The organism is Paractinoplanes aksuensis (assembly GCF_024137025.1).
Lineage (GTDB): Bacteria > Actinomycetota > Actinomycetes > Mycobacteriales > Micromonosporaceae > Actinoplanes > Actinoplanes aksuensis.
This window is the reverse complement of the sequence record NZ_JAMYJR010000025.1, coordinates 1-24,977: the sequence shown is the minus strand read 5'-3', so window position 1 is coordinate 24,977 and position 24,977 is coordinate 1. Positions and strand designations below refer to the sequence as shown.

The 24,977-nt window shown below is 71.5% G+C and carries 21 protein-coding genes and 2 pseudogenes; 5 read left to right on the top strand and 18 right to left on the bottom strand.

Annotated elements, in window-relative coordinates; all coding sequences use genetic code 11:
• Positions 1-4: 4 nt before the first annotated feature.
• A complete protein-coding gene (locus M1L60_RS22445; protein WP_253239439.1) occupies positions 5-841 on the bottom strand; it encodes a PSP1 domain-containing protein in 837 nt (278 codons plus the stop codon).
• A gap of 159 nt (positions 842-1,000) precedes the next feature.
• On the opposite strand from M1L60_RS22445, the gene M1L60_RS22440 reads away from it, so the two are divergent.
• On the top strand, positions 1,001-2,767 hold the full coding sequence (locus M1L60_RS22440; RefSeq protein WP_253239438.1) for a hypothetical protein: 1,767 nt from the start codon (positions 1,001-1,003) through the stop codon (positions 2,765-2,767).
• 362 nt (positions 2,768-3,129) lie between these two features.
• On the opposite strand, the gene M1L60_RS22435 is transcribed toward M1L60_RS22440, so the two are convergent.
• From M1L60_RS22435 to M1L60_RS22425, 3 genes are read right to left on the bottom strand one after another with little or no spacing between them, the layout of a single operon-like run.
• A complete protein-coding gene (locus tag M1L60_RS22435; protein ID WP_253239437.1) occupies positions 3,130-3,741 on the bottom strand; it encodes a hypothetical protein in 612 nt (203 codons plus the stop codon).
• A complete protein-coding gene (locus M1L60_RS22430; protein WP_253239436.1) occupies positions 3,741-4,214 on the bottom strand; it encodes a hypothetical protein in 474 nt (157 codons plus the stop codon). Before M1L60_RS22430 ends, M1L60_RS22435 begins: the two co-directional genes overlap by 1 nt.
• A 1-nt stretch (position 4,215) precedes the next feature.
• Positions 4,216-4,542 carry a YbaB/EbfC family nucleoid-associated protein gene (locus M1L60_RS22425; protein WP_253239435.1) on the bottom strand — a complete coding sequence of 109 codons (327 nt, stop codon included), beginning with the start codon at positions 4,540-4,542 and terminating at the stop codon, positions 4,216-4,218.
• A gap of 164 nt (positions 4,543-4,706) precedes the next feature.
• On the opposite strand from M1L60_RS22425, the gene M1L60_RS22420 reads away from it, so the two are divergent.
• Positions 4,707-5,900 carry a DNA polymerase III subunit delta' gene (locus M1L60_RS22420; RefSeq protein ID WP_253239434.1) on the top strand — a complete coding sequence of 398 codons (1,194 nt, stop codon included), beginning with the start codon at positions 4,707-4,709 and terminating at the stop codon, positions 5,898-5,900.
• Positions 5,901-6,472: 572 nt separating this feature from the next.
• On the opposite strand, the pseudogene tmk reads toward M1L60_RS22420, so the two are convergent.
• Positions 6,473-8,545, bottom strand: a pseudogene (gene tmk, locus M1L60_RS22415) (dTMP kinase); the annotation flags it as partial.
• Positions 8,546-8,769: 224 nt separating this feature from the next.
• On the opposite strand from tmk, the gene M1L60_RS22410 reads away from it, so the two are divergent.
• Positions 8,770-9,975, top strand: coding sequence for an amino acid deaminase/aldolase (locus M1L60_RS22410; protein ID WP_253239433.1), 1,206 nt, complete (start codon positions 8,770-8,772; stop codon positions 9,973-9,975).
• Positions 9,976-9,979: 4 nt separating this feature from the next.
• Here the strand turns inward: M1L60_RS22410 and M1L60_RS22405 are convergent, their stop codons facing one another.
• Complete coding sequence (locus M1L60_RS22405) at positions 9,980-10,609, bottom strand: TetR/AcrR family transcriptional regulator (RefSeq protein WP_253239432.1); 630 nt, start codon at positions 10,607-10,609, stop codon at positions 9,980-9,982.
• A gap of 115 nt (positions 10,610-10,724) precedes the next feature.
• Between M1L60_RS22405 and M1L60_RS22400 the strand changes: the two genes are divergently transcribed.
• Positions 10,725-12,026, top strand: a complete 1,302-nt coding sequence (locus tag M1L60_RS22400; protein ID WP_253239431.1) for a D-arabinono-1,4-lactone oxidase — start codon at positions 10,725-10,727, stop codon at positions 12,024-12,026.
• A 1-nt stretch (position 12,027) separates the two neighbouring features.
• Here M1L60_RS22400 and topA read toward each other — a convergent pair whose 3' ends face one another.
• The 6 genes from topA to M1L60_RS22370 all read right to left on the bottom strand — a co-directional run bounded on the left by topA (position 12,028) and on the right by M1L60_RS22370 (position 19,934).
• Positions 12,028-14,832, bottom strand: coding sequence for a type I DNA topoisomerase (gene topA / locus M1L60_RS22395; protein ID WP_253239430.1), 2,805 nt, complete (start codon positions 14,830-14,832; stop codon positions 12,028-12,030).
• 209 nt (positions 14,833-15,041) lie between these two features.
• A complete protein-coding gene (locus tag M1L60_RS22390; protein WP_253239429.1) occupies positions 15,042-15,866 on the bottom strand; it encodes a hypothetical protein in 825 nt (274 codons plus the stop codon).
• 1 nt (position 15,867) lies between these two features.
• Positions 15,868-16,398, bottom strand: coding sequence for a hypothetical protein (locus M1L60_RS22385; RefSeq protein ID WP_253239428.1), 531 nt, complete (start codon positions 16,396-16,398; stop codon positions 15,868-15,870).
• Between the two features lie 136 nt (positions 16,399-16,534).
• The gene (locus M1L60_RS22380; protein ID WP_253239427.1) at positions 16,535-18,868 is read right to left on the bottom strand and encodes a sodium-translocating pyrophosphatase; all 2,334 of its coding nucleotides are present in this window, start codon (positions 18,866-18,868) and stop codon (positions 16,535-16,537) included.
• Positions 18,869-19,140: 272 nt separating this feature from the next.
• The gene (locus M1L60_RS22375; protein ID WP_253239426.1) at positions 19,141-19,581 is read right to left on the bottom strand and encodes an ATP-binding protein; all 441 of its coding nucleotides are present in this window, start codon (positions 19,579-19,581) and stop codon (positions 19,141-19,143) included.
• Positions 19,578-19,934: an STAS domain-containing protein gene (locus M1L60_RS22370; RefSeq protein WP_253239425.1), complete on the bottom strand. Its 357-nt coding sequence runs from the start codon at positions 19,932-19,934 to the stop codon at positions 19,578-19,580. Before M1L60_RS22370 ends, M1L60_RS22375 begins: the two co-directional genes overlap by 4 nt.
• Positions 19,935-20,076: 142 nt before the next feature.
• Between M1L60_RS22370 and M1L60_RS22365 the strand changes: the two genes are divergently transcribed.
• The gene (locus tag M1L60_RS22365; protein WP_253239424.1) at positions 20,077-22,383 is read left to right on the top strand and encodes a DEAD/DEAH box helicase; all 2,307 of its coding nucleotides are present in this window, start codon (positions 20,077-20,079) and stop codon (positions 22,381-22,383) included.
• Here M1L60_RS22365 and M1L60_RS22360 read toward each other — a convergent pair.
• From M1L60_RS22360 to M1L60_RS22335, 6 genes and pseudogenes are all read right to left on the bottom strand, one after another.
• Positions 22,363-22,569, bottom strand: a complete 207-nt coding sequence (locus M1L60_RS22360) for a hypothetical protein (RefSeq protein WP_253239423.1) — start codon at positions 22,567-22,569, stop codon at positions 22,363-22,365. The two genes, M1L60_RS22365 and M1L60_RS22360, sit on opposite strands and share 21 nt — an antisense overlap.
• The gene (locus tag M1L60_RS22355; RefSeq protein WP_253239422.1) at positions 22,562-22,942 is read right to left on the bottom strand and encodes an Rv3654c family TadE-like protein; all 381 of its coding nucleotides are present in this window, start codon (positions 22,940-22,942) and stop codon (positions 22,562-22,564) included. The genes M1L60_RS22360 and M1L60_RS22355 overlap by 8 nt, the downstream gene beginning before the upstream one ends.
• Positions 22,939-23,298 (bottom strand): TadE family type IV pilus minor pilin, encoded by a 360-nt coding sequence (locus M1L60_RS22350; RefSeq protein WP_253239421.1) that lies wholly within the window; start codon positions 23,296-23,298, stop codon positions 22,939-22,941. The genes M1L60_RS22355 and M1L60_RS22350 overlap by 4 nt, the downstream gene beginning before the upstream one ends.
• Positions 23,295-23,495, bottom strand: a complete 201-nt coding sequence (locus M1L60_RS22345) for a DUF4244 domain-containing protein (RefSeq protein ID WP_253239420.1) — start codon at positions 23,493-23,495, stop codon at positions 23,295-23,297. Before M1L60_RS22345 ends, M1L60_RS22350 begins: the two co-directional genes overlap by 4 nt.
• 91 nt (positions 23,496-23,586) lie before the next feature.
• Positions 23,587-24,216 carry a type II secretion system F family protein gene (locus M1L60_RS22340; RefSeq protein WP_253239440.1) on the bottom strand — a complete coding sequence of 210 codons (630 nt, stop codon included), beginning with the start codon at positions 24,214-24,216 and terminating at the stop codon, positions 23,587-23,589.
• Positions 24,217-24,534: 318 nt separating this feature from the next.
• Positions 24,535-24,977: pseudogene (locus tag M1L60_RS22335) on the bottom strand (hypothetical protein); the annotation flags it as partial.

Sequence of the window (24,977 nt, the reverse complement as noted above, 5' to 3'; positions counted from 1 at the left end):
GCGGCTAGTTGTAGCGCTCCTCGTGGGCCTGGCGGGGGCCGCAGACTGAGGCTCGGCTGCAGGAGCAGCGGGAGCCGTCGGAGTCCATGCGGACGACTACTGCGTCCTTGGGGACGCTGTGGGCCACCACGCGGCCGTCGCCCTCGGGGGTGGTGACGCGGCTGCCGACGGCCGGGGCGGAAGCCTGGAAAGCCTGGTAGAGCGGATGTTCGTATTTGAGGCAGCACATCAAGCGGCCGCAGGCGCCGGAGATGCGCAGGGGGTTGAGCGGGAGGTCCTGGTCTTTGGCCATGCGGATCGTCACCGGCTCGAAGTCGGTGAGGAACGTGGCGCAGCAAAGGTCGCGGCCGCACGAGCCGATGCCGCCCTGGACGCGAGCTGAGTCGCGAGCCGACAACTGGCGCAGTTCGACCCGGCAGTGCAGGGTGGCGCCCAGGTCACGGACGAGGGAACGGAAATCGACCCGGTGCGGGGCGGTGAAGTAGATCGTGGTGCGAGCGCTGCCGGAACCGGTCGAGTCGAGCACGTGATCGACGGCGACGACCTTCATGGGCAGCTCATGAGCCTTGATCAGCTTTTTGGCGGCAACCTTGGCCTCGGCCTTGCGCTTGCGCAGCACCTCGTCGCGGCGCAGATCGTCGTCGCCGGCCAGGCCCGCGACCTTGGGGAAGGCCGACGTGTCCTCGCTGACCCATTGCGCCGCCCAGACGCACTCCGCCACCTCGGGGCCGTCGTCCGTGGGCACGAGCACACGGTCGCCGACCTGGGGCGAGAACTCGCCCGGATCGAGGTAGTAGAGGCGGCCGTACCGGTTGAAACTGACCGCGCACAGCATGCCCATGGTCACCACCTTACGACGCCGCCAAGACCGCACCAAATGCCGGATTTGGGCTACCCGGCGGAGTTGTCGCATAGATGTTTCGCAACTACCCAGATCGACCTTCGTTGGGCAGACCCGTAGACGCCGCATCAGTTGCGTCCCCATCGGGAGGAACCTTCCATGACGCCCGCCAGGTCGCTGGCCGCCAGTGTCGTCGCGCTCGGTTTCGCCGGCGCCCTCACCGCACCGCAACCGGCGCTCGCTGCGCCCGCACCCTGCGAACGGGCCGAGAACTTCGCCGCGCAGTCCGGGGCCGAGATGCTCCGGATCGACAAGCTGGAGGTCCGCGCGGCGGCCCCGGAACGGCCGCGCGTCAAGAACGAGCGGAAGACCGAGAAGGGCACAGTCGGAGACGCCGCCACCAAGGTGCTGAGCAGCGACGACGACCCGATCATCCCGAAGCCCGAGGACAGCGACACGATCAGCGAGGGCATCGGCCTGACCGGGATGGGCGTGCTGGGGTATCTCGGCGTCCTCCCGGAGCCGGCTGCCAAGACCGCCGGTGACGCCGACGTGGTTCCCTCACCCAGGAGCGGCCTGGTCGGCGATGTCGCCGAGCGCGGCCGGACGGTGGTCGACGGCCTGGGCGACTCCTCCGGCGCCGGCGGCGGCGAGCCCGTGGACGACGGCGACAGCGACGGCGAGCCCGTGGACGACAGCGACAGCGACAGCGACAGCGCTGCCACCGACGACGAGGGCGACGAGGACCCGGCCGGCGGCGACAAGGCGTCCACGGGACGCGGCCAGGAGCGGCCGCGGACGGCGACGCTGGCCGACGTCGGGCTGGGCGAGGCCCGTACGGCAATGATCGGTTCGGCCAAGATCGCGTCGGCGGCCTATGCCCGGATGCTCAACGGCGACTCCAGCGACAAGAAGCACGCCGCGATGGCGAAGCCCCTGCTCCAGCAGGCCCCGCCGACCAACGCCAAGGCGTCGCGGCGCTCGACCCCCGCCGGGAAGGCCGGCCCGCTGCGACTGGGCCGGGGCGGCCTGGGTACGCACGCGCAGTGGGACGCCGCCATGGCGTGCGGGCAGGCGGCCGGGGAGACCGGCCGGGCCGACGCCTCGCTGACCAGCCTTACGGTTCTGAACGACCTGGTCCGCGTGCCCGGCACGATGACCAGCCGAGGCACGACGGCGCTGGAGCGCCGGGGCGACGAGACCCGTACGGTCGCCCGCTCGACGATGACCGCGGGCCGCATCGAGCTGGCCGGCGGGCAGGTCCAGCTGCGCGTTCTGCAGGCCCCCGTGCTCGAGGCGACCACGTCGGCCGGCTCCGGCGGCAAGGTCAGCTACCGCCCGGCGGTTGTCGAGATCTCCGGCGACGGCATCGCGACCCGGCGGCTGAAGACGGCCGGGGAGCACGTCGACATCGCGCTGACCCCGCTGCTCCACGAGATGGAGTCGGCGCCGATGCCGAACCTGGCCGAGCTGGGCCGGCTGGGGCGGGCCGAGCCGCTGCCGGTGCCGGCCGTGCCGGGGCTGCCGCTGGTGGCCGCGCCCGCGACCGAGTCGGCGCCCGCGGCCACCAGCGGGATGAAGCTGCGGGTGGCGCTGGGTGACGTGCGGCACGCGGTCGAGGGGCCGGCCATCGCGGCCCGGGCCTCGGCGATCAAGGTCTCGCTGACCCGGACGACCGGTTCCCAGGTACGCGGCCAGGACGGCTACGGTGCGAAGGCCGGCCTCGCCCTGAACATGTCGATGGGCGTCCTGGAAGCTGCGGCCGTCTCCCCGGAGAGCCGGGACATCACGCCGTCGGGTGCGGGCGGTGGCCTGCCGGTCACCGGCTCGGACGTGACCCGGGTGGCCCTGGCCGGCGGCGGCCTGCTGCTGGCCGGCGTGGTGGTGGTGCTGCTGACCGTACGTCGCCGGCGGTCCCACTCCTGACGCGGTGCTGATCGGGCGGCCTCCTCCGGGGGCCGCCCGTCGCCGTACCGGAACCGGGTCGTCCGGATGGAGACATGTCGATCTCCTGATGGGTGAGCCGCCCGCGACGGTCGTCCCCTCATGGTCCGCCGAGCGGACGGAAGCCGCCGCAACCCCGAGACAACCGTCGATTCGTAGCGTTGAGTAGTGCCTACACCTGCGGGGGGTGCAGGAGGTCGCGGCGTCGTATTCGGAGTTCTTTCCGGTTGTCCGAATACGGCGCCGCGCCCATGCCCGCTGCGTCCCGGATGCCCGGCCGCCGACCGATTGTCGCGTCCCTCCTTTGCGCGCGGGCCGGACTCGTCGGCGTGGCAGGTCTGCGGCTACAGCGGGACGGGGTTGGCCAGTTCCTGGGAGCCCTGCAGCAGGTCTTCGGCCTCGGCGTAATCGGTGGCCACCACTCGCAGAACATGGGACGCCAGGTCGGCGGCGGCCCGGATCTCGGCCATCGACGGCGGATGGCCCGGGGGCGCCGACAGCGTGATCGACTCGGCCGAGCCCAGGACGTCGGCCAGGGCGGACGCCAGGTTGTCGCGGGTGCGCGCCATCCAGTCGTGCAGGGCCGCAGCCAGGTCGGCACTGGCTTCCAGCCGCTCGTCGAGGCTTTCGCCCGTGCCGGAGAGATGAACGGCGTAGCGCCGGCGGCGGTCGTCGTAGGCGTCGGCGGCCTCGCCCTCCCAATCGCCGGGCGGCGGCAGCGACGTGGCGACGTCGGCACACACCCGGGCCCCGGCCCGCAGGTCGGCCGCGGCGTCGACCAGGGCCGAAGGGCGCAACCCGGCCACGGAGTGAGCCGCGTCGGCCGGCATCAGGCGTACGCGACGGAAGTCGTCCAGCACCGGGTGACCGACTGGCACCCCGGCGACCTCCAGAACCTCCTCGGCCCGGCGCAGCAGGGGCGTGGCCGCGTCGAGCAACTGGTCGAGCCGATCCATCACAACTCCTGGGTGAAGCGGCGCTCGACCGCCTCGTCGGTCTCGGCGTAGTGCCGCCGGGTGGCCCGCACCGAACGCGCCATCTCGGCCAGACGGGCACCGGCGACGGACGCCTCACGCGATCGCGCGTCGAGCACAGCGGCCCAGTGGTCATGCAAAGCCCGCCCCATCTGCCCCGGCAACCCCGGGCCGGCGGCCGCAGCCAGGCCGACCCCGCCGGACGTCGAAGCCGCGCCAGGTTCGAAGCGGGCAGACGGTGGGGACGCCCCGCCCGCATCCGCTCGAGAGCCGCCGTGAGTCGCAGCCGCGCCGAGCGCCTGCTGATGGGACCCGGACGAGGCTCCGTCGCCCGCGGCAGCCAGCGCGGCGAACGCTGCGAACGCGCCGGGCGCCACCGCCAGGGTCGGTATATCTCGTGACAAGGCGCTCAGGGCGTCGGCAGCCTGGTCGAGGTGGTCGGCCACTTCGTCCACGTCAGGCCTCGCCCAGGGTGCGGAACTGGTCGAAGATCTCGCTGTGCAGTTTTTCGCGGGCCCAGCGGGCGGCGTCGGTGGCGTTGCTGACGGCAGCCTGCAACTCTCGGCTGAATTCGGCCGGATGGCGATGGCTCAGCCCGCCGTGAATCTGGATGTCGGTGATGCGGCCGGATGCGGTCACGGTGACCTCGATGGAATTGTCGGGTGAGTGGACCGAGACCTGGTGGGACTCGACGGCCCGGTCGAAGTCGCCGCGCAGCTCTTCCACGCGTCGATGCCTTTCGATGGCCTCACTGATCCACGCCTCGTCGATCTCCCGTGCCATGCCGAGGCTCCTCACCGTGTGTCAGCGCGCCATCGCGGACCGGGATCAGACCGTACCCGGAAGAGTGACGCCTTCGCTACCGACCGACTTCCACTGTGGATAACTCGGAGGCCGTATCCACAGGGGCGGGCATTCTGTCGGAGGTGGGCAATACCATCGGTGCCGTGAGTGACGTCTTCGCTGATCTGGTCGGCCAGGCCGAGCCGGTCGCCACGCTGCGGCAGGCCGCCGCGGCGGCGGCCCGGGTCGTGGCCGGTGAGCAGGTGGCCGCCGGCGCGATGACCCACGCCTGGATCTTCACGGGTCCGCCGGGCAGCGGTCGTTCGGTGGCCGCGCGCGCCTTCGCGGCCGCGCTCGAGTGCGAGCGTGGCGGCGCCGGCTGCGGCGAGTGTCACGGCTGCCACACCACGCTGGGCAAGACCCACGCCGATGTCCGCTTCGTCGTACCCGAGGGGTTGTCGATCGGCGTCAACGAGATGCGGGCGCTGGTGCTGCGGGCGGCCAGCGCGCCGTCGGGCGGCCGGTGGCAGATCGTCGTGATCGAGGATGCCGACCGACTCACCGAGCAGGCGGGCAACGCGCTGCTCAAGGCGATCGAAGAGCCGCCGCCGCGCACGGTGTTCCTGCTCTGCACGCCGTCGACCCACCCCGACGACATCTCGGTGACGATCCGGTCCCGCTGCCGGGTGGTGGCGCTGCGACAGCCGCCGGCCGACGCGGTGGCCGAGGTGCTGGTGCGCCGCGACGGTGTCGCGCCAGATGTTGCCTCGTGGGCGGCGGCCGCGTCGCAGGGGCACGTGGGCCGGGCGAAACGGCTGTCCCGCGACTCCGAGGCCCGGGGGCGGCGCGACGCCGTGCTGTCCGTGCCGCGCCGGCTGACCGGGGTGGGCGCCTGCTTCGAGGCGGCCGGCGCGCTGATCAAGGCGGCCGAGGCCGAGGCGGCCGAGCTGTTGGTCGAGACGGATGCTTCCGAGCGCTCAGCGCTGGAACAAGCGCTGGGCGCCGGCGGCACCGGCCGAGGCGCGGCAGGCGCGATGCGCGGCGCGGCGGGCCAGCTCAAAGAGCTCGAACGACGCCAGAAATCGCGGGCCACCCGCTCGAAGCGGGATGCGCTCGACCGCGCGCTGGTCGACCTGGCCGGCTTCTACCGCGACGTGCTGATCACCAACATGCGCGCGCCGGTCGGCGTCGTGCACACCGACGTGGCCGCGCAGTCCCAGGCCGCGGCGGGCAAGTGGTCGCCAGAGAGCGCCCTGCGCCGCTTGGAAGCGGTGCTGGCCTGCCGCCAGGCCATCGAAGAAAACGTCAAACCCGACATCGCCGTCGAAGCGATGATGCTGACCCTCTGGCGCGGCTGACCCGCGAACCGGCCCGACAGCGCGCTGGGGCCCTTCGACGAGGCTGCGACCTGGCACCAGCAATCTCGCGCGGGCACCACCGGGGCGAGCGGCCAGGCCGATGGTCAGCGTCGGCTGTAGCGGCCGGGCCCGTCGGGGGTCTCGTCGTCGTTGATGCCCAGCAACTCGGCCATCTCCTCGAGCGGCGGTTCCTCGCCGTCAGCCCGGCGGAGCGGCTGCGTGGCGTCGGCGCCGTTCGACGACGCCGTCGGGCGGGTCGCGATCGGCTGGGTGGGCTCAGTTGAGGCGGCCGCATCCGCGGACGGCTGGTCCGAAGTCGCGGTGTCAGCGCCGTTCGACGCCCTCGCGATCGGCTGCGTCGGGTCGCTTGAAGAGACGGCCGCGATCGGCTGCGTCGAGCCGCTTGCAGGAGCGGCCACGATCGGCTGCGTCGGGTCGCCGCTTGAAGAGACGGCCGCGATCGGCTGCGTCGAGCCGCTTGCAGGAGCGGCCACGATCGGCTGTGTCGGGTCGCCGCTTGAAGAGACGGCCGCGACTGGCTGTGTCGGGTCGTTCGAGGGGGCGGCGGGGGTGGTTCGGCGGTCGTCGGGGCCCACTCGACGGTCGGGGACGGCGGTCAGGTCGGGGGCCTGGAAGTCGGGCTCCGGGGGCAGATCGGTCGAGGCGGGAGCGGGGTGGGCCGGCTCGGTGGAGCCCAGCAGGCCCGTGAGGCGGCCCGTCACCGCGGTGGTGATCTCGTCGAACGGCCGGGCCGCGTCGAGCACCAGGTAGCGCTTCGGGTCGGCCGCGGCCAGGTCGAGGAACGCGTACCGGACCCGCTCGTGGAACGCCCGGGACTCGCTCTCGAGGCGGTCGGTGCCCTCGCCGCGGGAGTCGACCCGGTTCAGCCCCACGCCCGGGTCCACGTCGAGCAGCACGACCAGGTCGGGCTTCAAGCCGCCCGTGGCCCACGAGGACAGCCACGAGACCTCGGCCACCGGCAGCGTACGGCCGGCGCCCTGATAGGCCAGGGACGAGTCGACATACCGGTCGCTGATCACCACCGCGCCCCGAGCCAGGGCGGGCCGCACGACCGTGGCCACGTGGTGGGCCCGGTCGGCCGCGTACAGCAGGGCCTCGGCACGGGCCGACGGCGACTCGGTCTTGTCGAGCACAAGCTGGCGGATGCGGGCGCCGACGTCGGTCGCGCCCGGCTCGCGGGTCACCACCACGTCACGGCCCTCCTCTTGCAACAAGGAGGCGAGCCGGGTGACCTGGGTCGACTTGCCGGCGCCCTCGCCGCCCTCGAAGACGATGAAGATGCCGCTGCGCACGAACTGCTCGTCGGGCGACAGCGGCCGGCCGCGCATCGAGCCCCACAGGTCGGCCAGCACGGGCACGCCACGCTTGTCGTCCATCTGGCGGAACGAGCCGATGCCGACGAACACGCCGATCGCGCCCGCCACCAGCAGCAGCACGCGGGTGAAGGAGATGTCGAAACTCAGCGCGCCGAGGTCGATGCGACGGGAGCTGCCCAGCCCGACCAGGAAGCCGGAGAGCGTGATGGCCAGCAGCAGCACCATCCGGACGCCGATCTGCACCACGGCGAAGACCCGGCCGCGGACGGCGTCGTCGACCTCGCCGTACAGAAGGGTGGTGCCGGCCAGGAAGGCCATGCCCGCCCCCGCGCCGACCAGCAACGCGCCGACCAGGGCCATCGAGAGGTGGAAGGCCAGGCCGAGGAACATCACGGAGCCGCTGGCAAGCACGATGCTCATGCCGAACCAGCGCCGCCGGGACAGCTCGCGGATGATCATCGGGCCCAGGCCGATGCCGACCGCCAGGCCCATGAAGATGGTGCCGAAGAGCAGGTAGAACGCGGCCTCACCGGCGCCCAATGAGGTGGCGAAGGTCTTGGCCGCGCCGATCACCACACCGCCGGCGGCGAAAGCGCCGAAGATGCCCAGCACCAGGCCCCGTACGAGTGGGGTGGTGCCGATGTATTTCCAGCCGTCGAGGAACTGCTTGGTCATGCTCTGTTGCTCGGCCGCCTGCTGCCGCTGTTCGCTCTTGCCGCCGATCTCTTTGATGCCGAAGAAGACGGTGACGGCGGTGGCCAGGCGGGAGATCGCGTTCAGGTAGAGCGCGATCTGCACCGGTTGGGCCCAGTCGGGCAGGGTGGCGCCGGACTGCTGGATGCCCGCCGTGAGGGCGGAGAGCGCGAGGGCGGCCAGGATCGGCGTGATGCCGTACGTGGTGACGAGCGTGAGCTGGTTGGAGACCTCGATCCGCGACTTGGGGATGAGGTTGGGCACCGCGGCTTCCTTGGCCGGGATCCAGATCAGCGTGATCGTCTCGCCGATGAACGTGGCGATGGTCGCCCAGGCCACGGTGACCCCGGGCGACCCGCCGAACAGCGGGACGAGGGGGATCGAGCCGTAGAAGACGAAGCGGATGAGGTCGGTGATGACCATGGTGTAGCGCCGGTCGAACCGGTCGGCGAAGACGCCGGCGATCGGGCCGAGCAGCAGGGCGGGCAGCAGGCGGACGGCGATGGTGCCACCGAACGCCGCGCCCTGGCCGGCGCTGCTCTCGAACTGGGCCGCGGCGAAGATGCCGGTGGCCAGCAGGCCGATCCAGTCGCCGAAGGAGGCGAGGCCGAGCACGAGCCAGAGACGCCGGAAGGGCCGGATGCGCAGCACCGATCGCAGCGCCGCCGCGCCCGACAGGTCAACCGGTCCGGAGTCCCGCTTTTCGCTGTCGATGGCCGTACCTCCCGTGTTCGCAGGTGCACTCTATCGGGCGGCCCCACGTGACCAGGTGACCCACGTTCGGGTATCGAAGAAGTGAAGAGGTTTCGCATTGCCGGTAACGGCGATACCGTGCTGACGTGATCGAAGACCGCACTGCTTTGAAGGAGCGGCTCGACCGGGCCACCGCCCATCTCGAGACGCCGGTCGCGGCCGTCGACCTGGCGGCCTTCGACGACAACGCCGATCAATTGGTCGCGCGGTCGCAGGGCAAGCCGCTGCGGGTCGCCAGCAAGTCCGTACGGTGCCGCACGCTGCTGGAACGTGTGCTGGCCCGGCCCGGCTGGCGCGGCGTCATGGCGTACACGGTGCCCGAGGCGATCTGGCTCGTGCGCTCCGGCCTGACCGATGACGTGCTGGTGGCGTACCCGTCGGTCGATCGCACCGCACTGCGCGAGCTGACCACCGACCCCAAGCTGGCCGCGGCCATCACGATCATGGTGGATCACCCGTCGCACCTCGATCTGGTCGACCAGGTGACCCCTCCGGGTGACCGGCCGGCGGTTCGGCTCTGTCTGGATCTCGACTCTTCGTGGCGCCCCGCCGGTCCGATGCACCTCGGCGTACGCCGCTCCCCCGTGCACACCGCCGGGCAGGCCTCGTCCCTGGCCCGCCGCCTGGTCGCCCGGCCCGGCTTCACGCTGGTCGGCCTGATGTCGTACGAGGCCCAGATCGCCGGACTGGGTGACCTGCCCCCCGGCCAGGCGTTGCGCGGCCGGGCAATCCGTCTCATGCAGTCCCGCTCGTTCCCCGAGATCCTCCGGCGCCGGGCCGCGGCCGTGGCCGCCGTCCGCGAGCACGCCGACCTCGAGTTCGTCAACGCCGGTGGCACCGGCAGCGTGGCCGCGAGCGGCTCGGATCCGGTGGTCACCGAGGTCACGGCCGGTTCCGGGCTGTACGGGCCGACCCTGTTCGACGCCTACTCCGCGTGGCGCCCGACGCCGGCCGCGTTCTTCGCGCTCAGCGTCGTGCGCCGCCCGGCGCCGCGGATCGCCACCGTGCTCGGCGGGGGCTGGATCGCCTCCGGCCCGGCCGAGACGTCCCGCCAGCCCACCCCGTACCTGCCGGCGGGGTTGAAGTTCAAGCCCGACGAGGGCCCCGGCGAGGTGCAGACGCCGCTGGTCGGCGCCGTGGCCGACACGCTGCGCCCGGGCGACCGGGTCTGGTTCCGTCACGCCAAGGCCGGCGAGCTGTGCGAGCACGTCAACCAGCTCCAGCTGGTCGACAGCGGGTCAGTTACGCCGGCCCCGACGTACCGGGGGGAAGGTCATGACTTCCTGGGCTGACCGCTCAGGCGGTCACGTGGCGGTGCAGGTATTCCCTGATCAGCGCCTTGGCCTCGGTCAGCACGGCCTCGTCGCCGCTCTGGTCGCGCCGGAACGCCAGCTTGATCAGCGCGTCCGCCGCCTCGACCGAGATCTCGAGCGAGAACCGCAGGCGGGCCCTGTCCATCAGTTGGAACTGGTCGACCAGCAGCTCGGCCAGGCGCTCGGCGATGACCGCGTTGTTGTCGCGTTCGACGTCGAGCAGGTGCACGTCGACCACGTCGCCGAAGTGCAGCGTGCGGAAGCCGGGCACCGTGCGGTGCATCTGGATGAAGATGTCGATCGCCGCGTCGACGCCGTCCCACCAGTGGGTGAACGTCTCCCGCCCGAACCGGTCGGACAGGCCCTGCAGGTACGCATCCATGTTGCGCATGGCCAGCGCCTGGACGATCGCCCTCTTGTCGGGGAAGAACTGATAGACCGAGCCGATGGCAACCTCGGCCCGCTCGGCGAGAAGCGTCGTGGTCAGCCCTTCATAGCCGACCTCGTCGACAAGCTCGGCGCAGGCGTCGAGCATGCGCTGGACCCGGGCAACGCTTCTGCCCTGCACCGGGACCCGCCGCAGCGGCCCGGTGGTGACGGTTGGTGTCGACACGCGTCGCCACTCCCTCTCAGCAGTGATAATCGGAACGTTACTCGGATCAACGAGCGAGACGCATCGACGGGACGCGCCGGGTGCTCGTCCGCTCGTACGGAGGACAAGGGCCTAAATGACGATCCCTCGTAACGCCCGGCGCTGGATTAATTGGGGCGGCAACCAGCAGTCACTCGCCGTAGATGTTTTGACCCCTGGGACTGTCGACGAGGTAGCCGCCCACGTCAAGGACGCGTCGGGTACCGGACGCAGAGTGAAGGTCGTCGGCAGTGGCCATTCGTTCACCGCGATCGCCGTCGCCGACGACCAGCGGCTGCTGCTGGACCGGATGACCGACCTCATCTCGGTCGAAGGTCCGCTGGTCACAGTGCAGGCGGGCATGCCGCTGTGGAAGCTCAACGAGACCGTCGCGCGGCACGGGCTGGCCATGCCCAACCTCGGCGACATCGACGCGCAGACCGTGGCCGGGGCGATTTCCACCGGAACGCACGGTACGGGCATCACCCACACGACACTGGCCGCCTGCGTCGAGGCCGTGACGATCGTGACCGGAACCGGCGAGACGCTGACCCTGAGTAAGGGCGACGACATCTTCCCGGCCACGCAGTTGGGTATCGGCGCGCTCGGCATCCTGGTTGAGGTGACCCTGCGCTGTGTGCCCGCGTTCACACTGCTGGCCGACGAGCGGCCGATGGCCCTGCCCGACGTGCTGGCCGGCCTGGACGAGTGGATCCCGAGCAACGAGTTCGTCGAGTTCTACTGGTATCCGTACACCGATCGGGCCCAGCTCAAGCGCAACAACAAGGTGACCGAGAACGACCGCCGGCTGTCGGCCTTCCGGCACTGGCTGGACGACGAGTTCCTCTCGAACACCGTCTGGCAGGGTGTCTGCGGTCTCGGCCGCCGGGTGCCGGCCATCGTGCCGGCCGTCCAGTCGATCGCGGCCCGGGCGCTGACGGCCCGCACGTACACCGAGCGCTCCGACAAGGTCTTCTGCACGCCTCGGCGCGTGCATTTCACCGAAATGGAGTACGAGATCCCGCGCGCGGCCCTGCCCGAGGTGCTCGGTGCGCTGCCGAAGATCATCGACGGGCTGCCGTTCAAGGTCCAGTTCCCGGTCGAGGTGCGGTTCACCGGCCCCGACGACGTCTGGCTGAGCCACGGGTACGGGCGCGAGTCGGCCTATGTGGCGGTGCACCAGTTCAGCGGGGCGCCCTACGAGCCGTACTTCCGGGCCTTCGAAGCCGTCTGCCGGCCGTTGGGCGGGCGGCCGCACTGGGGCAAACTTCACTACCGTACGGCCGAGGATCTGCGCCCGGTCTATCCGAAGTTCGACGACTTCGTGGCCGTGCGCGACCGCCTCGACCCGGCCCGGGTCTTCACCAACGAATACCTGGACCGGGTGCTCGGCGTCTGAGCTACTGCGCGGTGGCCTTGGCCGGCGTCGCTTTTTTGGCCGGCGCCGCCTTCTTCGCCGCTGCCTTCTTGGCCGGGGTGGCCTTCTTGGCCGGCGCCTTCTTGGCGGCTGTCTTCTTGGCCGGGGTGTCGGCGGCCGCCTTGGCCGGGGCCTTCTTGGCGGCCCGCTTCTTCGGGGCCGGACCCTTGGCCCGCTTCTCGGCCAGCATCTCCGAAGCCTGCTCGATCGTGAGCTCTTCGGGCGTCTGGTCGCGGCGCAGGGAGGCGTTGTATTCGCCGTCGGTCACGTACGGGCCGAAGCGGCCGTCCTTGATGACCATCGGCTTCTCGGTCACCGGGTCGGGACCCATCTCGCGCAGCGGCGGCTTGGCCGCGCCCCGGCCCCGGGTCTTCGGGGCCGCCAGCAGGGCCAGCGCCTCGTCCAGGGTGACCGTGAACAGCTGGTCCTCGCTGGCCAGCGAGCGCGAGTCGGTACCGCGCTGCACGTACGGGCCGTACCGCCCGTTCTTGGCGGTGATCTCGTTGCCCTCGGGGTCCTTACCGACCACCCGCGGCAGCGACAGCAGCTGGAGAGCCTGCTCGAGCGTGAGCTCGGCGGGCGACTGCGAGCGGAACAGCGAGCCCCGCCGTTCGCCGCTCTCGACGTACGGCCCGAACCGGCCCGACTTGAGCACTACCGACGTGCCGGTCTGCGGGTCGTCGCCGAGGCTGCGCTCGCCGCTGCCACCGAGGAAGAGCTCCTCGACCTTTTCCGGGGTCAGCTCGTCGGGCGCGACCCCCTCGGGGATCGAGACCCGGTTGCTGGGGTCGTTGGTCTGCTCCTCGGTCGCGCCGGGCACCTGTCGCTGCAGGTAGGGCCCGTACCGGCCGACCCGCACGACGATGTGTCGGCCCTCTTCGTCGTCGAACAGCGGGATCGAGTTGATCAGGCGGGCGTCGATGTCGCCCAGGTTCTCGGTGACCAGCTTGCGCAGGCCGCCGGCCTTGGCGATCTCGTCGTCGGCGCCGGCCGTCTGGCTGCCGAAGTAGAACGCGGTGAGGAAGTCGAGCGAGGCGTGGTCGCCCCCGGCGATGCCGTCGAGGTCGTTCTCCATCGCGGCCGTGAAGCCGTAGTCGACCAGGCGCGGGTAGTGCTTCTCCATCAGGTTGACCACGGCGAACGCGATGAAGGTCGGGATCAGGGCCTGGCCGCGCTTCTCGACGTAGCCCCTGTCCTGGATCGTCTGCATGATCGACGCGTACGTCGAGGGGCGGCCGATGCCGAGCTCCTCCATGGCCTTGACCAGCGACGCCTCGGTGTACCGGGACGGCGGGCTGGTGTGGTGGCCGGCCGCGTTCAGCTCGTCGGCGGTGAGCGGCTGGTCCTTGACCAGGTTGGGCAGGCGACGCTCGGCGTCCTCGGCCTCGGCGTTCTCGTCGTCGGAGGACTCGACGTAGGCCTTGAGGAAGCCCGGCTCGGTGATCGTCTTGCCGGTGGCGCCGAAGTCGACCTCTTCCTGCGCGGTCGAGACGGCCCGGATGCGCACCGAGATCGAGTTGCCGACCGCGTCGGTCATCTGCGACGCGACCGTGCGACGCCAGATCAGCTCGTAGAGCCGGAACGCGTCCCCCGAGAGCTCGTTGGAGACCTCGGCCGGGGTGCGGAAGCTGTCACCGGCGGGCCGGATGGCCTCGTGCGCCTCCTGCGCGTTCTTGACCTTGCCCTTGTAGTGACGGGGCTCCGGCGGGACGCTGCGCTCGCCGTAGAGCTCGGCGATCTGCCGGCGGGCGGCCGCGATGGCCGTCTCCGACAGGTTGACCGAGTCGGTACGCATATAAGTGATGTAGCCCTCTTCGTACAGGCGCTGGGCCGTACGCATCGCCTGGGCCGACGACATGCGCAGCTTGCGGGCGGCCTCTTGCTGCAGCGTCGAGGTGATGAAAGGCGGGTACGGCCGGCGGCGGTACGGCTTCTCCTCGACCCGGGTGACAGTGAAGTTCTGCCCCTCGAGCCGGGCCGCGAGACCCCGGGCGCCGCTCTCGTCGAGCTGCGTCACGGCCGCGCCGGGCTTGAGCTTGCCGGTCGTGGGCTCGAAGTCCTTGCCGGTGGCGATCCGGTCGCCGTTGAGCGCGATCAGCGTGGCGCCGAACTGGCGCGGACCCTCGACCTGGCCCTGGACGGCCAGCAGGGCGTTGATGTCCCAGTACTCGGCCACGCGGAAGGCCATGCGCTGACGTTCGCGCTCGACCACGATGCGGGTCGCCACGGACTGGACCCGGCCCGCCGAGAGCTTCGGCATGACCTTCTTCCACAGCACGGGGCTGACCTCGTAGCCGTAGAGACGGTCGAGGATGCGTCGGGCTTCCTGCGCGTCGACCAGATTCTGGTCGATCTGGCGCGGGTTGGCCACGGCGGCCTGGATCGCGGGCCGGGTGATCTCGTGGAAGACCATGCGGTGGACCGGGACCTTGGGCTTGATCGTCTCGAGCAGGTGCCAGGCGATGGCCTCGCCCTCGCGGTCCTCATCTGTCGCCAGGAAGATCTCGTCGACCTCTTTGGCCAGCTTCTTGAGCTTGGCGATCTGCTGCTTGCGATCGGCCGAGATCACATAGAGCGGGTGGAAGCCGTTGTCGACGTCGACGCCCAGCCGGGCCCACGACTCACCCTTGTACTGCTCGGGCACCTCGTCGGCATTTTTGGGCAGGTCACGGACATGGCCGATGGAGGCCTCGACCAGATAGTCGGGGCCCAGATAACCGGCGATCGTCTTGGCCTTCGACGGGGATTCGACGATGACCAGACGGGTCGTCCTGGCGTCACTCGGCACGGCACTCCCAAACTTCGATACTCAGCGTTCCATCTGCCGAACCATCGGACCGGGCCGGCGGAACACAGACTTCAACGTAACGCGCCGGACGAGCACACATTCCCCGGGCCGCCCCGGAGCCGGATGGTAACGGTCCGGCCACCGTATGCCTCCGACGGCGACACCGTACACCGGGAACATGCTGTCGTGTCGCACACAATCCAGGAAGATCACGCACCCGCGCCACCTGGCCACAGCTCCGCGGGCGCCGCCTCGGGCCGCTCCCCGACCAGCTCAGCGAGCCGCGCGACCCGTCGCTTACCCATGATCGAATATTGCCGCCGGTCGTCCGACAGCCGCCCGGCCAGACCCGCCCGCACCAGCGCCGCGTCGATCTCTGCCGGGTCTTTGGCCGGGTCGAGGCCGAGCGCGTAGCCGCCGGGAACCGGTTCGCCCGCCGCGGCCACCCAGAGGCGAAGCCGAGGGCCGCTCAGGAACAGCTGCGCGGCGGCCCGAGGCCAGGCCTGGGCAAGTCCGTTCAACCGCCGGGAGTACGCGGTGAGGACCTCGAACCGAGGGGCGACCGGCCCTGGTTCGGGCTTTTCCGCCGCAGAATCGGCCATTTCCGCCGATTCGGTTTGATCGCTCGCCATCCCCTCAATGGCCGCGTCCGCCTCAACCACCGGCTCGGCCCTCGCCGGCGACTCGTCGTCGACAACCGGCTCGTCCTCGACGGCCGGCCCGTCCTCGACCGGTCGCCAGTTGACCACCAGGCCGCGGATGACCAGCTCGGCGACCAGCACATGGACCCGCCACGCCCCCTCGACCTCGACCGAGACCCGGGCCGTGCCCCCCATGCGCCCGAGTTGCCCCGGACCGGCCAGCAGCCCGGCCAGGTCGGCCGGCGACGGCTCGGTGGTGCCGGCCCCGAAGATCGGCAGCTGGCGACCGGCCTCGGCGCCCGGGGCGGGCCGCGGACGATCGGGACGTTTGGCAGCCGGAACCGGCGCGGGCAGCACCTCGCGCGGGATCAGCGGCCACCCCGTCTCGGTCATCTCACCGGCACTCGGGCAATTCGTCGAAAGCTTCCTTGAGCTCGTCCGAGTTGAGGTTGCTGGTGTCGAGACTGCTGGCCTGATAGTCGGTCTGCATCTGCTCGACGACCCGGCCGACCTGCTCGTAGAAGGTCTGGGCGGGCGCGGTGGCCAGGCCCTGGATGCCCTGCTTGGCCCGGGCGTAGGCGTCGCGCGTGGCCGCCAGCGAGCCGGTGAAACCGTCGGCGATGCGGGCGCCGTCGTCGACGTCGGGCACGCCGGCCTTGGCCACCCCGGCCCGGGCCCGCTCGCTCGCGTCGGCCGCGCCCCCGAACAGCCGCATCAGGTTTTCCTTGGCCTGACCGGGGGTGGTCGCGGTTTCCATCTGCTGCTGGGTGCGCGAGGTCAGGGAGCTGATCTCGGTGCGCCAGGGCTCGAGGGTGGTGCACACCGAGGCCGCCCAGGCACGGGCGCCGGGGCCACCGGTGCAGCCGGCGAGGGATGCCGCGAGCGCTAGAAGTGCCAGTAGTGCGAGGGGTCGGGCCGGGCGCATGGGAAGCAGCGTACGGGCAAGGTCCGACAACCTCATCTATGGTGCGGGGCACTCGGCTCTATGGTGCGGGGCACTCGGCTCTATGGTGCGGGGCACCCGGCGATCGCCGGGTGCCCCGCATCGGTGGTGCGTGTTGTCAGGCGGTGACCTTCGTGGTCGGCGTCGAGTTGCTCGACGTCGTGTCGTCGCCCATGGAGATCGGCTTGCGCTTGCTCCAGATGACGGCGCCCGCGATGATCAACGCCGCCACGACCGCGATCGTGATGCGCAGCGGGTTGTTCTGGTCGTTGCCGATGCTCCAGGCCACGACGGCCGGGGCGATCAGCAGCGAGACCAGGTTCATCACCTTGAGCAGCGGGTTGATGGCCGGGCCGGCGGTGTCCTTGAACGGGTCACCGACGGTGTCACCGATGATCGTCGCCTCGTGCGCGGAGGAGCCCTTGCCGCCGTAGTTGCCGTCCTCGACCAGCTTCTTGGCGTTGTCCCAGGCCCCACCGGAGTTGGACAGGAAGACCGCCATCAGCGTGCCGGTGCCGATCGCACCGGCCAGGTAGGCCGCCAGAGCGCCGGCGCCGAGGCCGAAACCGACCGCGATCGGGGCCAGGATCGCCAGCAGACCGGGGGTGAGCAGCTCGCGCTGCGCGTCCCGCGTGCAGATGTCGACCACCCGGCCGTACTCGGGCCGCTGGGTGCGGTCCATGATGCCCGGGAACTCGCGGAACTGGCGGCGGACCTCCATGACGACCGCGCCCGCCGAGCGGGACACGGCGTTGATGGCCAGGCCGCTGAAGAGGAACACCACGGCCGAGCCGATCAGCAGGCCGACCAGGTTGCGCGGGTTCGAGATGTTCAGCAGACCGAGGATCTCGGCGCCGACCTGCTCCGGCGTGATGCCGGCGTCGGCCAGCGAGGTGGCCAGGCTGTTGGTGTACGAGCCGAACAGCGCGGTCGCGGCCAGCACGGCCGTCGCGATCGCGATGCCCTTGGTGATCGCCTTGGTGGTGTTGCCGACCGCGTCGAGCTCGGTCAGGATCTGCGCGCCCTTCTCGTCGACGTCACCGGACATCTCGGCGATGCCCTGCGCGTTGTCCGAGATCGGGCCGAAGGTGTCCATGGCCACGATGACGCCGACCGTGGTCAGCAGGCCGGTGCCGGCCAGCGCGACCGCGAACAGCGACAGGGTGAGCGACGAGCCGCCGAGCAGGAACGCACCGAAGACTCCGGCTCCCAGCAGCAGGGCCGAGTAGACGGCGGACTCCAGGCCGACGCTGATGCCGGCCAGCACGACGGTGGCCGCGCCGGTCTGCGACGACTTGCCGATGTCCTGCACCGGGCGGCGGTTGGTCTCGGTGAAGTAGCCGGTCAACGCCTGGATGGCGGCGGCCAGCACGATGCCGATGACGACCGCGCCGACGGCGAGCCAGCGCGGGTCCTGCCCGCTGTTCAGGATGTCGGCGGCGATGTCCTCGTCCTCGAAGCCGGCGAACGACGACGGCAGGTAGACGAAGCTGACCACCGCGACGGCGACTGCAGCGACGGCCGCCGAGATGTAGAACGCCCGGTTGATGGCGGTCAGGCCGTTGCGGTCGCTCGGGCGCAGACGGGTGATGAAGACGCCCAGGATGGCGATGACGACGCCGACCGTCGAGATGATCAGCGGGAAGATCAGGCCGTCCTGGCCGAACGCGGCCGAGCCCAGGATCAGCGCGGCAACCAGGGTCACCGCGTACGACTCGAAGAGGTCGGCGGCCATGCCGGCGCAGTCGCCGACGTTGTCGCCGACATTGTCGGCGATGGTCGCGGGGTTGCGCGGGTCATCCTCGGGGATGCCCTGCTCGACCTTGCCGACCAGGTCGGCGCCGACGTCCGCGGCCTTGGTGAAGATGCCGCCGCCGACCCGCATGAACATGGCGAGCAGCGCGGCGCCGAAGCCGAAGCCCTCGAGCACGGTCGCGGCGTCGCTGCGGAAGATCAGGACGACCAGCGCGCCACCGAAGAGGCCCAGGCCGACCGTGAGGAAACCGACCACACCACCGGTGCGGAAGGCGATGCCCATCGCGGTCTCGCGGCCGCCGTTCTCCCCCGCCGCCGCAGCCACCCGCAGGTTGGCCCGGGTGGCGAGCGCCATGCCCGCGCCGCCGATGAACGAGCTGAACACCGCGCCGACGATGAAGAAGAGTGAGCGTCCGATCTTGACCCAGACCTCGTTGTCGGTGTCGTGCACCGGCAGCAGGTAGAGCAGGACGACCGCGACGACCACGAAGATGGCGAGGGTCTTGAATTGGCGGAACAGGTAGGCCGACGCGCCTTCTTGGACGGCTCCGGCGATCTCCTGCATGTTCTTGGTACCCCGGCCGGCCTTGAGAACCGACTGGACGAACATCGCCGCGAAGCCCAGCGCGATGAGCGCGAAGACCAGGGCGACGATGACAAACGTGACGTTAGAACCACTTAATGAGGTCCCGGACATCAATGTCCTCCTGTACACCGACCGCGCCCGGTTCCGGCGGACGGCACCGGCGGGCGCATCCCCGTCCAAGGGGAGACGACAACTGGGTCCCGCGGCCGCGGGACCAGGAGCAGTAGCTGATAACTCGCGTACTGTATCGGCCGATGGTGGTGATGGTCACACCTGAGTTCAGCCGTGTCGTGGTGATGTTTGCCGCTGTGTTAGCGGCCGGTGTAGGGGGTATGGACGGCGGTTGATATCGTCGCGGATTTGTCCAATTTGTTTCGGACGTGTCAGCGACGCTGAACCGGCCACACCATTCGGACCTCGGTGCCCGGACCGTCATCGACGGGGCGGACCTGCAGATCGTCGACAAAACCGGCGAGCAACGCGAACCCGACGCCGGTGGTCAGCGCGTCCTCGGTCAGCGACTCGTCGGCCAGTTCGTCCGGCGGCAACTTGGTCAGGCCGACGCTCGCCTCGATCGGGGCGTGGTCGATGACCCGTACGGAGTACGCCTCCGAATCAGACATTTCGACGGTCACCAGGTCGGCCAGGCCGTACTGGTTGTGCAGGGCGACCGCCCGGGTGCACGCTTCGCCGATCGCCAGCCGGACCTCGTCGAGCAGCTCCTCGGCGACGCCGGCCCGCCGGGCCACAGCGACGCCGACCAGCCGAGCCGTGCGCACGTGCACGGGGGCGGGCGAGAAGGACAGCCGAACCGTCGCCATCACGAAAGCGCGCTGTCGTCGCTGCCTCGGGTCGCCGCCTCGATCGTGGGGAAGATCGGGAACACCTGGTCGAGCGCCGTGATCCGGAAAATCTTGAGGAGGGCTTCCTTGGAGCAGACGAGGCTGAAGCTCCCGTTGGCCACCCGCAGCCGCTTCATCGCGCCGACCAGCACACCCAGGCCGGTGGAGTCGAGGAACTCGACCCCGCCGAGGTCGACGACGACGTTGCGCACACCTGAGTCGACCAGCTCGACGAGGCGCTCACGCAGCCTCGGAGCCGTGTAGACGTCGACTTCGCCACCGACCTCGAGCACCGTGTGCTCCTCGACGGACCGGGTCGCAAGGGACAGCTCCATCGCTCCTCCTCCCTGCGGGGCCTGTTGATCCGACGGCCGATCTCCCCAGCGAATCTAACCATCGCCCGCTATCGGGCTGCCGTCCGGCTCCACCGTCGTACCCGTTTGAGGTTCGCACCATTCCGATGTCACAGTTCTCGGCGTGACGTCGACCGCGTACAGCCCCACCGAACTTCTTCACCGGCTGCAGGCGCGTACGTCGGAATCCCCGATCACCCACATCGAGCAGATCCCCGCTCGCGAGGGCCGGGCCGGTCCGTGGCCGGCCTGGGCATCACCCCAGGTGGTGGCCGCCCTGAACGCGCACGGAATCGCCCGCCCGTGGGAACACCAGGCCACCGCGGCGTCGCTGGCGGCCGAGGGCAGCCACGTCGTGGTGGCCACCGGCACCGCGTCCGGCAAGTCGCTCGCCTACCAGTTGCCGGTGCTGTCGCGGCTGCTCGACGACGACCGGGCGACGGCGCTCTACCTCTCGCCGACCAAGGCGCTGGCGGCCGATCAGCTGCGAGCGGTGACGAAACTCGGCCTCGACGGAGTGCGCCCGGCCACATACGACGGTGACACCTCCCGCGAGGAGAGGGAGTGGATCCGCCAGCACTCGCGGTTCGTGCTCACCAACCCCGACATGCTCCACCACGCCCTGCTCCCCGGTCACTCCCGCTGGGGCACGTTCCTGCGCCGCCTTTCGTACGTGGTGATCGACGAATGCCACGCCTACCGCGGTGTCTTCGGGTCGCATGTCGCCCACGTGATCCGCCGCTTGCGCCGGCTCGCCTCCCGCTACGGCGGTTCCCCGACGTTCGTGCTGGCCTCGGCCACGTCGGGCGATCCGGCCGACGCCGCGTCCCGCCTGACCGGTCTGCCGGTGACCGCGGTGACGACCGACACCTCCCCGCGCGGGGCGACCACATTCGCCCTGTGGGAGCCGCCCCTGCTCCCGCCCGATCCGCATGATGAAACCCTTCCCGAGGTACGCCGCTCCGCGCTCAGCGAGACGGCCGACCTCCTGGCCGACGCGGTCGTGGCCGGCACCCGCACGCTGGCCTTCATCCGCTCGCGGCGCGGGGCCGAGGTGGTGGCCACGATGACCCGGCGCTCGCTCGACGAGGTCGTGCCCGGCCTCGGCGACCGGGTGGCGGCCTACCGCGCCGGCTACCTCAAGGAAGACCGCCGGCAGATCGAACGTGCGCTGCTGTCGGGCGAGCTGCTCGCGCTCGCCTCGACCAACGCGCTCGAGCTCGGCGTCGACCTGGTCGGGCTGGACGCGGTGCTGATCTGCGGCTACCCCGGCACCCGGGCCTCGCTGTGGCAGCAGGCCGGGCGCGCGGGCCGGACCGGCGGCGAGGCGCTGGCCGTGCTGATCGCCCGCGACGATCCGCTCGACACCTATCTGGTCCACCATCCGTCGGCGCTGTTCGGGCGGCCGGTCGAGGTGACCGTGCTCGACCCGGCCAACCCGTACGTGCTGGGCCCGCAGCTCTGTTGCGCGGCCTCCGAAGCCCCGCTGCGGGCCGACGATCTGGAACTGTTCGGCGGCGAGGCGGCTCGGGCCGCGGTCGACGGGCTGACCGCCTCGGGCGCCCTGCGCAAGCGGCCGTCGGGCTGGTACTGGACGCATCCCGGCCGCCCCGACGTCGACCTGCGTGGGGCCGGGGGCGCGCCGGTCTCGGTGGTCGAGTCGGCCACCGGCCGGCTGCTGGGCACGGTCGACCAGACGTCGTCGCACTTCATGCTGCACACCGGCGCGGTCTACCTGCACCAGGGCGTGACGCACCTGGTCGACCAGCTCGACCTGGAAGACGCGGTCGCGCTCGTGCGCCGGGCCGATCCGGACTGGTCGACGCACGCCCGCGAGGTCACCGACGTCTCGGTGCTGGGCGTGCGCTCCCACGTGGACGCCGGCCCGGTCGGCCTCTACCTGGGTGACGTCGAGGTGACCAGCCAGATCGTCTCGTACCAGCGCCGCCGGCTGGGCTCGGGCGAGGTGATCGACACCAAGCCGCTCGACCTGCCGGTGCGCGAGCTGCGCACGGTCGCGGTCTGGTTCACGGTCACGCCGCGCGCCCTGGAGGCGGCCGGGGTGGAACCGCCCGACGTGCCCGGCGCCCTGCACGCGGCCGAGCACGCCGCGATCGGTCTGCTGCCGCTGATGGCCACGTGCGACCGCTGGGACATCGGCGGCCTCTCCACGGCCAACCACGTCGACACCGAGGCGCCGACCGTCTTCGTCTACGACGGCCACCCCGGCGGCGCGGGCTTCGCCGAACGCGCCTACGCCACCGCCGCCGCCTGGCTGTCGGCCACCCGCGAGGCGATCGCGGCCTGCGGCTGCGACTCCGGCTGCCCGTCGTGCGTCCAGTCCCCGAAGTGCGGCAACGACAACAACCCGCTGCACAAACCGGGTGCCGTCCAGGTTCTCGACACCGTGCTAGCCGCCCTGCGCGCCTAGGATCTGGTCGGCCCGCTCGTAGAACTCCCGCCGCGCCTCGCCCGGGGCCTCGAGCAGCATGTCGCGCAGGTGATCCCCGTCCGGCCGATACCGCCCCTGATGGAACTCGACGGTGGTGACCCACTTGGCCATCCACTCGGCGTGCCATTCACCCAGTTCGAGCACCCTGCGCATCGGTTCAGTCACCCGCCGAGGTTATCGACTGCTGCTCGACAACGGGACCGATCGCGAAGACCGGTCCGGCCCGAGCCGTCGCCTCGGCCCGGCGGCCCAGGCCGGGCAGGGCAACCTCGGCCCGCACCTCGACCTCGAGGCCTTCGACGACGCACGACGCCATGCGGCCGTGGTTGGCCGCGACGAACTGCCCGGCCCGCGCGCAGGCGACCGCCGGCCCGTGGACGGCCTTGGCCGCGCCGGCCAGCGCGCCCAGGTCGGCCGCCGTCCGGGCCTGATGCCGGCCCACCCGGGCCGTGCCGACACCGGCCGCGGCCAGGCCCGCCACGGTGAGGAACAACCCGAAGGCCAGCACCAGAATCGTGGCCGCGCCCCGATCCCTCACGGCAGCCCCGACGGCTCCCGGGCCGCCGTCGCCGTGCCCTCGACGGTGATGGCCGGCAGGTTGGCCCCCAGCACCCGCAGCCGGGCCCGCACCCGGGCCGTCACGACCTCGGCATCGCCGCCGAGCTCCACCAAAGCGCCGGGCGGGGCTACCCGCGCGCCCTCCTCGGCGCCGGAACCGCCGCGGGCCGCGGCCAGTGCGGCCTCGCGGGCCGCGTCCACGCACTGGCCCTTGGTCGCCACCGCCGAGACCGCCGTCAGCCCGGCCATCAGCAGCAGCATGAGCGCCGGCAGCCCGGCCGCGAGCTCGGCCGTGAACGCGCCCCGGTCGTGGCCGGGCCACCGGCGCCGCCTCACTTCAGGGCCCGGTCGATGACCGCGTCCAGCGCGCCGGCCACGCCGGTGCTGGTCACGACCTTGTAGAGCACACCGGCGAACGCGACCGCAGCCAACGTGCCGACGGCGTACTCGGCCGTGTTCATGCCGGCGTCACCCGCCTCGGCCCGCAGCCGAGCAAAGTTCGCGATGAGTTTGCGCACGTGGTTCTCCTTCATTCGGGGATGACGACCGAGCCCGAACGAGCCCGGTCGAGGCACTACGACCGCACCGGGCCCAGCCCGGTCGGGGATTGCGCCGGTCGACGGGTCAGAGGATGTTCCCGAGGACGGCGATCAGCACGGGGACCAGCCCGGCCAGCAGGAAGGCGGGCAGGAAGCACAGCCCGAGCGGCAGCACGATGAGCACGCTCGCCCGCTGCGCCGCGGCCTCGACCGCGACCGTCCGGTCGGCCCGCAGGTCGTCCGCGAGCCGCCCCAGGGCACCGGCCAGCGCGCCGCCGCTCGCGCTGGTGCGGACGGCCGCCGCGATCAGCCGCTCGGCCCCGGGCACCTCGGCCAGGTGCCCCCAGGCCTCGGCCGGAGCGGCGCCCAGTGTCAGCGACCGCGCGGTGCGGCGCAGCCGGGCGCCGAACGGCCCGTCGAGCGCGTCGGCCACGGCGGCCGCCGCCCCGTCGACCGGTGCGCCCGCTCGCAGCGCCGCCGCCAGCAGGTCGGCCCCCAGGGGCAGATCGGCCGCCGCCGCCCGGCGTTCCTGCCGTACGCGGGCCGGTTCCCGCCGCCGCAGGAAGCGTTCCGCCCCGGCCCCCGCGGCCACCCCGAGCAGCACGCCCCACCAGGTGCCGAAGAAGCCGGCCACGGCCAGCCCACCCACGACAGCCAGCAGAATTCGCGTCCGGCGCCCGTCCGGCTCGACGGGACCCGGCACCGACAGGACCATCCGGATCCGGGTCAACCGGCGACGCACCGCCCGCCCACCGGCCGCCGGCGCCACGACCAGCACCAGCGCCGCCACCACGATCAGCAGAGCCGTCACGCCGCCCCCGCCCGCTCATCAACCAACACGCGCCCGATCAGCGGAGCCGTCACGATGCCCCTGCCCCCTCCGCGACCGGCACCCGCTCGACGGGCGCGCGCTCGATCGGCGCCAGCGGGCAACCGCGTCCGCCGGCCAACAGCGCGGCCACACAACAGGCCCGCAACGGCACCCGCCTCGGGCGGCCGGGTCGCAGGAACTCGGCCAGCACGCACCCCGGACTCATCGGGTCACCCCGCTCACCAGACGCTCGGACCAGAGCAGCCCGGCCGTCTGGAGACCGACCGCGACCACCCCGCAGGCCGCGCCCAACGGCGTGCGCAGAAGCACGTGGAAGGGGTCGGCCCCCATCAGCACGCCCAGCCCGAGCCCCGCGAGCGGCAGGGCGGCCAGCAGCATCGAGGTGGCCTGAGCCCCGGCCGCCTGGGCCGAGGCCGACGCGCCGGCCCGGTCGGTCGCCCGGGCGTCGGCCTCGATCCGCTCGACCAGATCGGCCGCCGGCGCCCCGGTGCGCTCGGCCAGATGCCACACCGACCCCGTGAGCCGGCGCAGCCGGTCGCCCGAGCCGTCCCGGGCCTCAGCCGGCGGGAGCCCCGCCCGCAGGTCCGCGGCCAGGGCGGCCAGCGCATCCAGCGCGGCCGCCCGCTCGACCGCCGCTCGCCGCC